The following is a 13,053-nucleotide window of genomic DNA, read 5'->3' on the forward strand; positions in this document are numbered from 1 at the left end:
TTTCTCTCTCTTTCTAATAAGCACTATTTTTTATCTTCTTTCGGGTTGTCGAATGATTTCCTGCGCCTTTCGGCCATTTCTTTGTCGAATTTTACAATCTGCTCGTTATTAAGAACGGCGCGTATTTCCGAATCCATTCCGTCAAAAGTAGTGCGCATGGCATTTGATAATGCGGTAAATCTTTCTTTGACGATGGTGTATATCTGTTTTGCCTGTTCCTCGGTCAAATCGTAATTTCTACGCATATGCGAAACGACTGCATTTGTCCGCTCTTCTAAATTCCCGTGTCCCGGCCTGTGATGGAAGAGAATCGTTTGGGCTAAAATGCCCCCGATAAAGATTCCGCAAACCAAAAAGCTAAGGCACAGGATAATCAAGCGCCACTTCTTGCGGTGCGGTGCAGGAGGCGGCAATGGGCTTTTTTCTGCTAACAAGTCCGTATTCATAATAGCACGTTCCTTATTGATTCGAAAAACGCGGTTAAGGGATCCTGCGGGACGAGGCATATCTGCCAAAACAGGATGAAAGAACTGACCGTTGCCAGGCTGCTTGTAATAAGGAGCCAGGAACTGACAACAGGCTCTTCCTTCGCCAGGATGCTTTGGATGACCGATTGGGTTACATCCAAAGAAGGGGTTTGTTCTTCCCTGGCGCTTTCGGCTAATTTTTCAATGATATCAAATTCTTTCATATAGACATCTTTTCGGTAATAAGTTTTTTAAGCTTTCCGCGCGCCCGATGCAGCCGGACTTTTGTCATAATAAGGCTCCATCCGGTAAGTTCTGCAACCTCTTTAACGGAACATTCTTCGAAATAAGTAAGCGTCAGCGCCAGTCTATCCTTGGGAGGAAGGGTATCCAGCATGGAATGAATAATTTCCGCGGCGCGGTCAGGCTTTATTTTATCTTTACTTATTATAATTTCATCAAGCCCTTCCAGAGACCGTTGGTCTTTCAAAGTCCTGGCCGTCTTTTTCCAGTAGCGGTAGCCTGTCCTTACGGCGATTTTCATGAGCCAGGGGAGGAAAGGTGAACCTTGCTTAAAACTTCTTAAAGAGCCGTATGCTTCCACAAAGACATCCTGGACGAGTTCTTCAAGGCGTGTCCGGTCGCGCGTAAAACGCCACATCTTTGCCGTGACCTGGTTCTGATAGCGTTTGATTAATTCCGTAAAAGCATCACGGTTTCCGTTAAGAATCTCGGTTATATCCCGGCTATCGACTTGCTCAGGCGGGTTATCCAGGGCATAATCAACGTCCGTGGCGTTTTGCAAGAAGAGCGCCAGCCTGCTGGTGATAAATACAGGCTTAGGTAGTTTTAATTCTGCAGTCAGCATAATTCGTCCTTCTTTATAGTATATTGGTAAGATATTTTTAAAAGGTTACATGAAAATATTATTTTAGTGCATTTTGTGGTGCGGCCTGTCTTTGGAGTCGTTCACCGCCGATTAACCTTTTCATCAGCCTGCCAATCTTATAATAACCCCGGACGATACAAAAAGTTCCGGTAAAACAATAAAGACCGGAACTTTCACGCCATTAAAGTGTTATTAATAAAGTATAGCCTACATAATTTATTGCATGATTTCCAGATAAAAAGATAATATAACGTCAGGAGGAGTGAAAGATATGAAAAACATATTGACTTATGCAAATTCAGCGGTGCTGGTGGTCTTGGTTGTTGGCCTGGCATGGGGGGTTATGGAGTTTTATGACTATAAAGAAGAAATAGATGCGCTCAAGCAGTCCTTGAATAAAGCGGCGCCTGTTGTTCCGGGCGGTTCCGAAGGCGCGGCTTCCGAGCTGGAGGCGCGGCTTTCTTTGCTGGAAGATTTCGTGGATAGGCTGACCGAGCAATCCGTCAGGGATAATACGGATGATAAAGAGAAAATACAGGCCTTGCAGAACCAGATGGCGGACGACCTTTTCGGCACCATCGGGAATAATTTTAACAGGGAAGACGGCTCTGCCCCGGCCACCATAGATGATGTGAAAAAGATTGTCCAGGAAGAGCTCCAGAAAAGCCGTTCCCAGCGCAATAATTTCAGGCCTCCGGAAAGGAAGACCGTTACCATCGATGAGCTTGCCGAGGAACTGAAACTTACTTACGACCAGAAAATAAAGCTCCAGCAGGTGCTGTTTGCACAGGAGCAGAAATTGGTGGAAGCCGCCTTCGGGATTAAAGACCAGGTGCAGATGCAGGCTTTCAAGACAAAGTTAATCTTGAGCGCGAATGATGAGAATATCAAAAAAGAGCTTACCCAGCAGGTCAGGGATAACCGCCGCAGTATTTTCCCCGTATTCGGCGGGACTATTACGCAGATCAGGGAAGTTGTCGGCAATGAAAAGCTTCCCGAATATTTCAATTACGAGGTGGATACCAAAAGTGAATTTGCCCCGGCCCTGAAAATCATCCAGGATTCTTTCGGCAGTAACTTCGGCCCGCAAAGGAACCGGGGAGGCCAGAGCCAGCCTAATCCGCAAAGATAAGATTGATTGTTCATTTCGGCGGGTTGTTTGTCCGGAAAAATTCTTATTGTTTCTCCCGGAAAGAGTAGCCGCATTTGGTTCCGGGAAATACGATATTACGGTCTTTGATGTCTCTTTTATCTATCGGGAAATAGCGGCACACTTTGGAGCGGGAATCATAAAGCTTGCATGCAGCCGCTTGGGTATGGTTGGTTAAAAAAGGGCATTCAAAATTTATCTTGCAGCAGGCGCCGCAGCGCTGGCATTCGCCTTCCCTTTGCGAAAGCATTTCTTGGGTCCGGCGGGGCGTCAGGTAAATTATGCACATCCGCCTGATTTTTCCCCACATAAGGACCGTATGGTTTATAATCTGTTTCATCTTTCGCTTAAATAAACGGCAATCGTTTATTACACTTTAGCTAAAAAAGGCGATTTAGTCAAGAAAGATATTAATTTAATCGGTTGTTTCGCATTAAATGAAAATAAAAATTTAGTAGGTTTTCTTGACCTTTTTGATTACATGCTTTTATAATAGGGCTCACTGCATAGATAATATACATTAGAGAAAATAAGGAGAAATCGTGATGAGTAATGTAATTGCGACTAAAAGCGTTCCGGGAATGGAAATGTTTAAGGAATGGTATGAGGCGCGCCATGAATACGCCAAGGAATGGAAGAAGAACCATCCCAAGGGAAAAGTGATGGGTTATTTCTGCACCTACGTTCCTGAGGAAATTCTTTATGCGGCTGATGTCCTGCCTGTCAGGATTTTAGGCTCGCATGAACCGCAGGATGTGACCGAGCCGCATATCTTCGCGATGTATTGCCCTTTCTGCCGGGATTGCCTGGCCCAGGGTTTGAAGAATCGTTACGATTACCTTGACGGCATCATGATTGCCCAATCGTGCCTCCATATCCGGCAGGCGTTTACCTCGTGGCAGTTGCATATCCCGGTGCCTTACAGTTATTATCTCCCGATGCCGAATAATCTCCAGACTCCTCACGCGACTCCTTATCTTGCCGGTGAACTGGCCGCATTCAAGAAATCCGTGGAAGAATGGACCGGCAAGAAACTTACGGACAAGGATTTGGACAAAGGCATCGAGATAATGAACAGGAACAGGAAATTGCTTAAGCAGATTTATGAGACCAGGAAATTAGAAAATTCTCCGGTTACCGGTTTGGATGCGATGTATCTGGCGGTTTCCGCGCAGATGGTTGATAAAAACGAGCATTCCCGCGCGATGGAAACGGCATTAAAGAAATTAGCATCTGCCAAAACCGAACGCCCGACCGGGACACGGCTGATGATTCTGGGAAGCGAAGATGACGACACGGAATTCGTCAATATGGCTGAATCCTGCGGGGCAACCTTTGTGATAGACGACCACTGCACCGGCTCGCGGTATTTCTGGAACGAAGTCACTCCCGGCAGCGACCGTTTGGCGGCAATCGCCAAGCGCTATGTGGAACGTCCGGCATGCCCAAGCAAGGACTGGCCCCAGCGGACCCGCCTGGCGCATATAATGAAACTGGCAAAAGACTATAGGGTGCAGGGGGTGATTGTGATACAGCAGAAATTCTGCGACCCGCACGAGCTGGATATCCCGGCGATACAAAAGATGTTTAAGCAAAGCAATATCCCCACGCTATTCCTGGAATTCGACGTAAGCGTTCCGGTGGGCCAGTTCAAGACGCGCGTAGAGGCATTCCTGGAAATGATTCAGCAGGAAGATTTATTCTAATAAAGCGGGAGTTCCCCGCCTGTGAAGGCGGGGGTGAAAGCCGTTTCCAGCAACAAAGTTGCTGGACAAGCGAAGCTTGAACCCGTAAGAACCACGCCTGTAAAGGCGTGGGAATCTATGCGCCGGAAAAGGTCTTGACAACCACTCCGTTTTACTGTGGAGCCGCAGCGACATCCCGACACAAAGTGTCGGGATATAAATACATCCATCTTGTAGTGAGAAACGAACGATGCCAAAACTAAAGCCATTAGCCGACCAGCCCGACACCCGTCCGACCGAGTCATCCGGGCGGAGGACACCCGGTCTGGCGGGTTACCCGCCTGAACGAAGCATTCGGGCAGGTCTGGAAGAAATCAAATCCGCCCATAATAAAGAAAATTGGTTTACGGTAAAACGCCTGGGCGAAAAGACAATAAAATCATTATCTTTTAACTCCCTTCCGCCTTCAGATAAATACCAGCTATATTGCTATTTAGGCGATGCTTATCGCTTTCTTGGAGAATTTTCACGTTCACTGGATATTTATTATAAAGCATCTTTACTTGCTTCTAAACGCCTCAAACCTCCTTATAACGCCATGATATTCAGTGTTCTGGGGCTTAATTTCCTGAATATTGGAAACATCAATCAGGCATTAAACCAATTCAAGAAAGTCGAGCAATATTATCAGGAATGCGGCGATAAATTATACCCGATGGATACATCAAGGCGTTTCTATAATCTTTTAGGGCTTGGTTATGTATATCTCCATAAAGACGAACTGGATGAAGTGAAAGAAACCATTGAAAGAAAACTGCCCGCATACTTGTCATTATTATCTGACAAGGATATTGTTATGGAGTATTACCATCTAAAAGGAGAATATTTGATAGCGATAAAAAACTATAAGGATGCCCGCGTATCTTTTTGGGAATCTATTAAAATCGGCGAGCAAATCAATTTACCCGCTGGTGTTATTACCGCAAAAATACATCTCGCCATAATTGACCTTATAGAAAACCAAAAGCGCTTCGCTATTCAGAATCTGCAAACTATTCTGAAGGATGCACAACGGCTAAAACTCAATGATATTGTTTGTGAAGTCGGGCTTCTTTTAAGTAAATGTTACAGCCTTAGCGGCTTCCCTGATAAAGCAATAATAATAGAAAACCGCATTAAGCCTATTCTGTCCAAGCTTGATACGGTTTGGCTCTATGAAAAAACCCGGGAATTCGATAGGCTCTATCAACAATTACAGGGTAAACCCAAACATATATCCAAATTTATCCCGAAGATACTGGTTCAAACCCTTGATGGCCGTTATGAAAAGTCGGCTGATAAGTATACCATTGTTGGTAATCATCCCGCAATGCAAGAAATTTATCATCTTATAGAAAAGATTGCTCCGACAGACTTACCGGTGTTGATTCAAGGCGAAACCGGCACGGGAAAGGAACTTATTGCCAGTGCCATACATAATAATAGCCGGCGTGTAAGCAAAACCTATTTCCCCTTTAACTGCGGGGCGCTTCCGGAAACGCTTATTGAAAGCAGTTTATTCGGCCATACCAAAGGCGCTTTCACCGGTGCAATCGAAGAGAAAAAAGGTTATATTGAGCTCGCTTCAGGCGGCACGCTATTTATAGATGAAATCGCCAATATGTCTCCGTCTATGCAGCAGAAGTTACTACGAGTTCTTGAAGAAAAACTTCTCTGGCGTGTTGGTGCCTCAAAACCAATTCAGATAGATACCCGCTTTATCTTTGCCAGCAATCAGGATATTGAACAACTGGTTAAGCGAAAACTCTTCAGGGAAGACCTGTTTTACCGCATCAATACGATAGTGATAAATCTTCCTCCCCTCCGCGACCGAAAGGATGACATTCCGTTATTGGCCCAGCATTTTCTACGAAAATATGGTCGTCCCTCGTCTCTCGTCTCTCCTTCCGCCCTTTCCCTTTTTACCGCCTACCCCTGGCCCGGCAATATCCGTGAACTGGAAAACGAAATAAAACGCATCTGCGCCTTATATCCCGATGTCAAAGTTATAGAAGAATCAATGTTATCTGATACCATCCGTAATTACCAACCACCTGCCCATCCGCCGAAAAGCAAATCCCTTAAAGAGTCAACTCTATCATATCAACGAAAATTTATTAAAGATGTTTTAGACAGTTGTAATGGAAATATCACCCAGGCGGCCCATTTATTAGCATGCGCCCCGGCTAATCTCTGCCGGAAAATGAAGTCGTTAAAACTTTAATCTTTCGGAACAAAGCCGGATTAAATCGCCTAAAAGATAACACGTAGAAGCACGCTTGTTACCAAAAAGTAACTAAATTACCGAAGGTATTATCATTTTGATAATACTTATTGCGGGGCTCATTTTACTATCCGCGCGGTTGTTATCCTAACTCCTTGTTTATAAAGCATTAGGTAATTTGTGCGTTTCCTTTAATTTCCCTGAGACTTGGCACGATATTTGCTCTAAAATGAAGCATATATTCGCACGAACCTGAAAATAAGTCTCTGGTTGCTCCGGCGAATAGAGAGGAAAATGACATGAAAAAGCATAGTTTTCTGGTGTTGATTTTATTAGGCCTGTTAGCGGCGGTCGTAGTGGCGGATAATGAAAGAGGTAAAGCTAAAATCACATGGGAAAAGAATTACGATGTGGCATTGAAAAACGCTCAAACTACGGGTAAACTCGTCCTGGTATTTTCCACCTGCGACTGCTGAGCGGTTCAGCGGGCAGAAGCAAGCCGTGTGCTTGCGGATGAAACGTTCATAGAGCTTACCCGGCAATTCCACATGGTTAACGGCACCGCCAAAGAAGCGGATAAATTCAAGATGGACGAATATACTAAAAAAGGCGGAATGGTGATTGTTGATCCCGATGAGAATGAAATCATCCGCGGGTCTTTTCTCTACCGGAGCCAGGGGCAAGCCGCTCCCGAAAAAGCGCTGGAAATAATAAATGGCGCCTTAAAAATATATGCTCCCAAAGAAATTGACTGGTTAGATTCGCTTGAAAAAGGAGTAGAACTCGCGAAGGATGGTAAAAAACTGTTATTTATCGCCTTTGCCGACGACCAGCAAGATTCGCTGAAAACCCTGAAGGCGCTGGAAAACCCGTTCCTGGTTAAAACCAATGAAAAATTCGTATTTGTTAAGGTAAAAACGGCAAAAAAACCGGATAAACCTTCCGCTAAAAAGGAAACGGATGAGGAAAAGAAAAAACGTGAAGCCGAGATAGCGGTATCGCTGGCACAAATGGATAAGTGGAAAGTTTCCTCCGCGCCGGTTATTTTCATCGTTGACCCGGGCGAGCCTGAACCGGAAAAGAAACCATTGCAAAAAATAACCGGCCTGCGTGATACGGTGTATCTGAAGAAAAATATGAACAAGGCTTTGGATGATTACCGTAAGTCGCAGGAAGAAAAGAAACAAAAAGAGGAAAAAGAAAAGAAATAACGATTATCGAGGTGATGTGTTTATGAGTAAAACTGCGGCCAGAAACCTGAATTCCGAATTCGCAATTCGCAATTCAGTTTGCCCCCCTTTAACCACGGACGATATCTTCACCCTGCGCGGTAAACCAATGGTTAAATGTATTGAACCGGCTAAAAACTTGAATTTACCAGTTGAGCGGCGCAATCAGAAATGGGTTTATGTGTCTCTTCATACAAACAATGAAGAGCATTATTTCTTTAAAGATGGCTATTTAGTAGGCTGGAAACGAATGAGTCTGTAAGGACAAAAGGAGATAGTATGAAAAAATCGTTATTATTAATCTGTATACTTGGTGTCCTTTGTGCCTTTGTGGTGTCGCAGGCCGTCTATGCCGGTTCCTGGCCGGATTTCTCCAATCCCGGCGGCGGCTCGTGGTATACCGGCTACTACCGTCCTGTCTCCATCAACAACACCGCCGGCGCGCAAACCGATTACCAAGTCGCCATTACCCCTTTTACCGATTCTAACTTTATTAATAATTCAGGACTGGTCGGCTCGTGGCACTTCTCGGAAGGTTCGGGCACCACCACCGCCGATATGTCCGGTAACAGGAATAACGCAACGCTTAACGTTGGTGGAACTCTGGTTGATAACTGTGATGCCACCGCCGGCTGGACCGCTTCCGCCGCCGGTTCAGTAAGCCTTAATAATAGCCTTTACCGGGAAGGCGCTGGCGCGGTAAACTGTATAAAAACAGGGTTAACTACCACTCAAGTATTTTTTTACAAGACCATTGCCGTAACTAATATGCAGAATAAATGGCTTAATGTATGGGTATATATCAACAACCAGGCTACCCTTAACAAAATTGGCCTGATGGAAGTGTTTGCGCTGAAGTCTGATTATTCCTGGTATATCTATAAAAGCCCTATTTTGCCTGCTTCTCTACAGGTGGGTTGGAACCTCTTATCGCTTGATACCGCTAATCCCAGCGGGACATTCGGAACGCCGGATTTAACACAGGTAAACCAAATAAGGCTTGATGTTGACACCAATACTATCGATAAGACTTACGCCGCGGGCGATATTATTATGGACTATTGGTTCCTGTCTAATACCCAACCGACCTTTCCCGCCTGGACAGACGGCAAATTCGGCAAGGCGTTATCCTTTGACGGAGTGGATGATTATTTGGAAATCCCATCTTCTTCCTCGCTAAATAATTTAATTACTGCAACATGGGAAACCTGGGTATACCCAACGCTTTCTGTTAGAGGGGATGGTCACCAACAAAAAATAATCTGGAGAAATGGCCCTTCGGCAAGTAATGCATCTATACAGATGTATTGGGCAGGCGATACTTTTACAGTTGGAGCGTATGTAAATGCTTGGAATACGGCATCAAAAGGGGGATACAATATAAATCAATGGTATCATGTGATTGGAACTTTAGACGGTTCAAATATTAAACTCTATATTAATGGAGTTAATGTAGCAACTACGCCATGCGGGTCACTTGGAACAGGTTCAACAGTATGGAGATTAGCAACATGGGATTCTACCGGCTATGATTTCAAAGGCATCATAGACGAAGTCCGCATTTATAACCGGGCGCTTACGTCCGCCGAAATTTCCACCCGCTATAACTACTATACCACTAAACTCAAAGGCGATTATTCGGATATCCGCTTCACCGCCTCAACCGCCACCGGCAGCGCCGAACTTTCTTACTGGCAGGAAACTGATAATAAATTCTGGGTCAAAGTCCCCAATCTGCCCGCCAATAATTCTTATATCTATATGTATTACGGCAATCCCTCGGCAACCTCGGTTTCCAATATCAATACCGCCTTTATCTTTGGGGATGATTTCTCGGTCGGCGGCCTTAATCCGGCTTGGGCGACTTATCAAAACGGCGGCGGAACAATTACCGTAACTAATGGCGCCGCCGTCCTGGATTGCAATAGTTTCGCCGGTTGTGTCCGCCTCGAAAAAGCGGGATTGGCCGCGCCGTATATTATTGATGCCATCGCTAAAATAGAGTACCCCTATGGAGCTCATCGTTTCCGATTCTGTTCCCAAAACGCAGGATTTGATATCGGTATCTTTGATAGCAACAACATTTATTTCAATGCTTGGACGGGCGTGGTTGTGGCAAATACTGCCTATGTAAGGTTAAAACAGATACATCAGTCTAACCGGGTTGACTGGCAGATATTTAATCTGGACGGCTCGCAGGTTTATAATAATAACTATGTCCCGGGAGGAGCGCCGAGTGGTATCTATTATTATCTTGGAGACGACCCCAACGGGGGCTGTAAAGTTACCCTGGATACCGTCTTCGTCCGCAAATATGCTTCGCCCGAACCGACTGTCGCCGCGCCGGGTGCGGAGTCTTATGGCTCATCCAAACGTGTGGAAACCGCGAACTGGGCAAGTTTGTGTCCGGCCGGAAAAGCTATCGTAATGGGACAGTCTATCGCCCAGGTCTCCTTTACCGCCTCGGTTACAGGCACGAATATTGCACGCTGGAAGAAGTTCCGCATAGATAAAAACATTACCGGCGTTGCTACTCCCGTTCCCGACAACAAAATAGAAATCCAAATCTGGATGGAAAATAATAATAACGGCTTCTGGGATACCGGCGATACCTTTATCTCTAAAGGCAATTTTACCAACGGCATCTGCTACCTTAATATGAAACAATGGCAGGTAACGACTACAACTAAGACTTATTATATTGTATATAAATTAGCGGGAGATATTGGGGGAGGACAGAGAGCTGGCGTGAAAATAGTGGACAGTAGTTATTTGGAATTCGAGAATGCGACATGTGTAGGTGTTCCATAACACACCCCTTCCTGCCCGACTGCGGTCAGGCGGGTATCCCCTCTCCGCCCGGACGAGCCGTTCGGACGGGTTTTTAGAGGGGATGGAACACCGCCCCCCTACGGGGACTCCCGATTATTCGGGGTGTCCCGCCATGCCATAGGCAGGTCCGCCTTTGGCGGAAAACGAAGTGGAGCGGGGGAATCCCGACCCCGCCTTGCGGGGTCGGGGCGTAGGCGTTCCCGAATAAATTCGGGACGACGGAATCCCGTAGGTTTTAGATAGTTTCTAAAGAAGATTATTAAATTCTTCAGTGGTGAGATTAACTGTTCGGAGGATAGATTTCAATGTGCCTCTATCAAGTTCTTTATGGTCAGGAACCGTTACCGGTAAGCGGTTGGGGTGGTAGAGCCTTATATGACTGCCTCTTTGCTTGCGGATATAATACCCGATTCGCTGGAGAGCGGTTACTACCTCCCGGCCCGAGACCACCGGTAAAGGCAGACTCATACGGCAATTTCCTCTACCTTGGTGTGGTCTTCAGGGATTGGTTTCCCTTCTTCTTTATAACACTCCAGCGCCAGTTCAATGGCTTCCTTAATATTCTTAAGCGCCTCCGGGAGTGTTTTGCCCTGGGAGATACAACCGGAAATAGCCGGACACTCGGCCACGAGGTACCCGTCTTCACCTTCGGTAAGAATAATTTTATAGACCATTTTATTCCCCCTTGTTTTTTATCTAAAATAAGTATAACAAGTAATCCGTATAAAAGCAAGGAAAATTATTAAAGGAGAGGGAAATTATATGAAAAACAGGAGTTTAGTAATTTGGATTTGTTTGATCATTGTTTGGTCATTGGTCATTGGTAATTTGTGTAATTTCGCCTACGGCGACAGCTGGTCCGAAACCGTCTTTACCAATACAGGCAGTTCCTTCTCCAATACCGTCACCACCACCGGCTCGGCCGAAGTTAATTTATTATCCACCAGCCTTAATGCCGTAACAATTACCGCCGGAGTATCTTCAAATTATACATTAGGCGTTTTTTCTGATAATAAACTCCGGTCATGGGGACATAATATGACCGGGCAATTGGGCTTGGGCGATGCCATCCAGCGCAACTCACCCGTTCAGGTCGGCGCAGATAGCTGGAAAGCAATCGCGAGCTCAGGTGACCCATATCTTTTGGGACAAATTTATGGGCATAGCGCCGGGATTAAAACTGATAATACACTTTGGACATGGGGATGTAATATGTATGGCCAATTAGGCTTGGGCGATACTAACCAGCGTAATTCTCCCGTTCAGGTCGGCGCCAATACATGGAAAGCAGTTGCTTGCGGCAATCACTATACCTTAGCTATCCGTTCTGACGATACCTTATGGGCTTGGGGGTATAATGGATTTGGTAATTTAGGCGATGGAACCACCACCCAGCGCAATTCACCTGTCCAGATAGGGGCAAGCACATGGAAAGCAATTGCCTGTGGAGGTTATCATACATTAGGGATTAGGTCTGATAATACCCTTTGGGCATGGGGTGCTAACGATTACGGGCAACTGGGGCTGAATGATACCACCCCGCGCAGTTCTCCTGTCCAGGTTGGGGCAAGCACATGGCAAATAATTTCTGCCGGCGGCACACACAGTTTGGCTATCCGTTCTGACAATACCTTATGGGCTTGGGGGTATAATGGCTTTGGTGAGGTAGGTGATGGGACAACTACCCAACGCAATTCTCCTGTTCAGGTGGGGGCAAGCACATGGAAAACGGTTTCTGCCGGAGGTCATAGGGGAACTTTTTATGTTGGATATTCAATAGGAATCCGTTCTGACGATACTCTCTGGTCATGGGGATCTAATAACAACGGGCAATTGGGCTTGGGCGATACTACAAACCGTCTCTCGCCGGTGCAGGTCGGGACAGATGCCAATTGGAAAACAGTTGTTTGTAGCTGGGCACATACTATGGCTGCAAAAACAACTGGTTCATTATGGGCTTGGGGATATAATTTTTATGGCCAATTAGGCTTGGGCGATACCGTCAACCGTAATTCACCCGTTCAGGTCCCGTTAAGCGCTTATGTCGCCGGCGGAAATTATGTTTCCCCCCTCATTACCTTCATAAATGCCACCTGGGGCGTTTTGACTTATACCGTAACCTCTCCGACCAACACCACTGCCACGGTGGATGTGCTTAAAGGCTCTGATAATTCGCTTCTGGTTGCCAATGTCCCGTCCGGGACAAATTTATCCCTGACTTATCCGGCGACTTTTACCGGAATCACCGGCATTAAACTGCGCGTTAACATGGCGACTACTAATGCATCCCAAACGCCCTTGCTGTCCGATTGGACGGTTGGTTGGGATGGCCCAAAAGTCCAGACCTCCGCCTGGACGATGTTGACCAACGGCAATACGCCGGTAAAGATGGGCGAATCTATCGCTTATGTCAAGTTTAACGCAAATACCATTTCCGGCACAGCACGCTGGAAGAAGTTCCGGATAGATAAGGGCGTTACAGGCGTTGCGACCCCCTGCCCGGATAACAAAATAGAAGTCCAAATCTGGATGGAAAAT

Annotated in this window: 14 protein-coding genes; 8 read left to right on the forward strand and 6 right to left on the reverse strand. The window is 45.9% G+C overall.

Annotation, left to right across the window (positions count from 1 at the left end; genetic code table 11):
• Window positions 1-23: 23 nt before the first annotated feature.
• Genes HY811_10290 through HY811_10300 form a run of 3 tightly spaced genes read right to left on the reverse strand, consistent with a single transcriptional unit; the run spans window position 24 to window position 1,335 of the window.
• Entirely contained in the window at window positions 24-446 is a 423-nt protein-coding gene (locus tag HY811_10290; GenBank protein MBI4835184.1) for a hypothetical protein, read from the reverse strand.
• Window positions 443-691 carry a hypothetical protein gene (locus tag HY811_10295; GenBank protein ID MBI4835185.1) on the reverse strand — a complete coding sequence of 83 codons (249 nt, stop codon included), beginning with the start codon at window positions 689-691 and terminating at the stop codon, window positions 443-445. Before HY811_10295 ends, HY811_10290 begins: the two co-directional genes overlap by 4 nt.
• Window positions 688-1,335 carry an RNA polymerase sigma factor gene (locus HY811_10300; protein ID MBI4835186.1) on the reverse strand — a complete coding sequence of 216 codons (648 nt, stop codon included), beginning with the start codon at window positions 1,333-1,335 and terminating at the stop codon, window positions 688-690. The genes HY811_10295 and HY811_10300 overlap by 4 nt, the downstream gene beginning before the upstream one ends.
• Window positions 1,336-1,627: 292 nt before the next feature.
• Between HY811_10300 and HY811_10305 the strand changes: the two genes are divergently transcribed.
• Window positions 1,628-2,488, forward strand: a complete 861-nt coding sequence (locus HY811_10305; protein MBI4835187.1) for a hypothetical protein — start codon at window positions 1,628-1,630, stop codon at window positions 2,486-2,488.
• A gap of 43 nt (window positions 2,489-2,531) precedes the next feature.
• Here the strand turns inward: HY811_10305 and HY811_10310 are convergent, their stop codons facing one another.
• Window positions 2,532-2,846, reverse strand: a complete 315-nt coding sequence (locus tag HY811_10310) for a YkgJ family cysteine cluster protein (protein MBI4835188.1) — start codon at window positions 2,844-2,846, stop codon at window positions 2,532-2,534.
• A gap of 241 nt (window positions 2,847-3,087) precedes the next feature.
• Between HY811_10310 and bzdN the strand changes: the two genes are divergently transcribed.
• The 6 genes from bzdN (at window position 3,088) to HY811_10340 (ending at window position 10,494) form a co-directional block, all read left to right on the forward strand.
• Entirely contained in the window at window positions 3,088-4,212 is a 1,125-nt protein-coding gene (bzdN, locus tag HY811_10315) for a benzoyl-CoA reductase, bzd-type, subunit N (GenBank protein ID MBI4835189.1), read from the forward strand.
• A gap of 229 nt (window positions 4,213-4,441) precedes the next feature.
• Window positions 4,442-6,454, forward strand: coding sequence for a sigma 54-interacting transcriptional regulator (locus HY811_10320; GenBank protein MBI4835190.1), 2,013 nt, complete (start codon window positions 4,442-4,444; stop codon window positions 6,452-6,454).
• A 299-nt stretch (window positions 6,455-6,753) separates the two neighbouring features.
• Entirely contained in the window at window positions 6,754-6,930 is a 177-nt protein-coding gene (locus HY811_10325; protein ID MBI4835191.1) for a hypothetical protein, read from the forward strand.
• Window positions 6,931-6,957: 27 nt separating this feature from the next.
• Window positions 6,958-7,665 (forward strand): hypothetical protein, encoded by a 708-nt coding sequence (locus HY811_10330; GenBank protein ID MBI4835192.1) that lies wholly within the window; start codon window positions 6,958-6,960, stop codon window positions 7,663-7,665.
• 22 nt (window positions 7,666-7,687) lie between these two features.
• Window positions 7,688-7,945 (forward strand): hypothetical protein, encoded by a 258-nt coding sequence (locus HY811_10335; protein MBI4835193.1) that lies wholly within the window; start codon window positions 7,688-7,690, stop codon window positions 7,943-7,945.
• Between the two features lie 17 nt (window positions 7,946-7,962).
• Complete coding sequence (locus HY811_10340; GenBank protein MBI4835194.1) at window positions 7,963-10,494, forward strand: DUF2341 domain-containing protein; 2,532 nt, start codon at window positions 7,963-7,965, stop codon at window positions 10,492-10,494.
• A gap of 267 nt (window positions 10,495-10,761) precedes the next feature.
• Here the strand turns inward: HY811_10340 and HY811_10345 are convergent, their stop codons facing one another.
• Together HY811_10345 and HY811_10350 are read right to left on the reverse strand one after the other, a co-directional pair.
• The gene (locus HY811_10345; protein MBI4835195.1) at window positions 10,762-10,983 is read right to left on the reverse strand and encodes a type II toxin-antitoxin system HicA family toxin; all 222 of its coding nucleotides are present in this window, start codon (window positions 10,981-10,983) and stop codon (window positions 10,762-10,764) included.
• Window positions 10,980-11,189, reverse strand: coding sequence for a type II toxin-antitoxin system HicB family antitoxin (locus HY811_10350; GenBank protein MBI4835196.1), 210 nt, complete (start codon window positions 11,187-11,189; stop codon window positions 10,980-10,982). The genes HY811_10345 and HY811_10350 overlap by 4 nt, the downstream gene beginning before the upstream one ends.
• An 88-nt stretch (window positions 11,190-11,277) precedes the next feature.
• Here HY811_10350 and HY811_10355 point away from each other — a divergent pair.
• Window positions 11,278-13,053, forward strand: a 1,776-nt coding sequence (locus HY811_10355) for a hypothetical protein (GenBank protein ID MBI4835197.1), incomplete at its 3' end; no start/stop codon positions are given.

It is taken from the genome of Planctomycetota bacterium, from assembly GCA_016207825.1.
Lineage (GTDB): Bacteria > Planctomycetota > MHYJ01 > JACQXL01 > JACQZI01 > JACQZI01.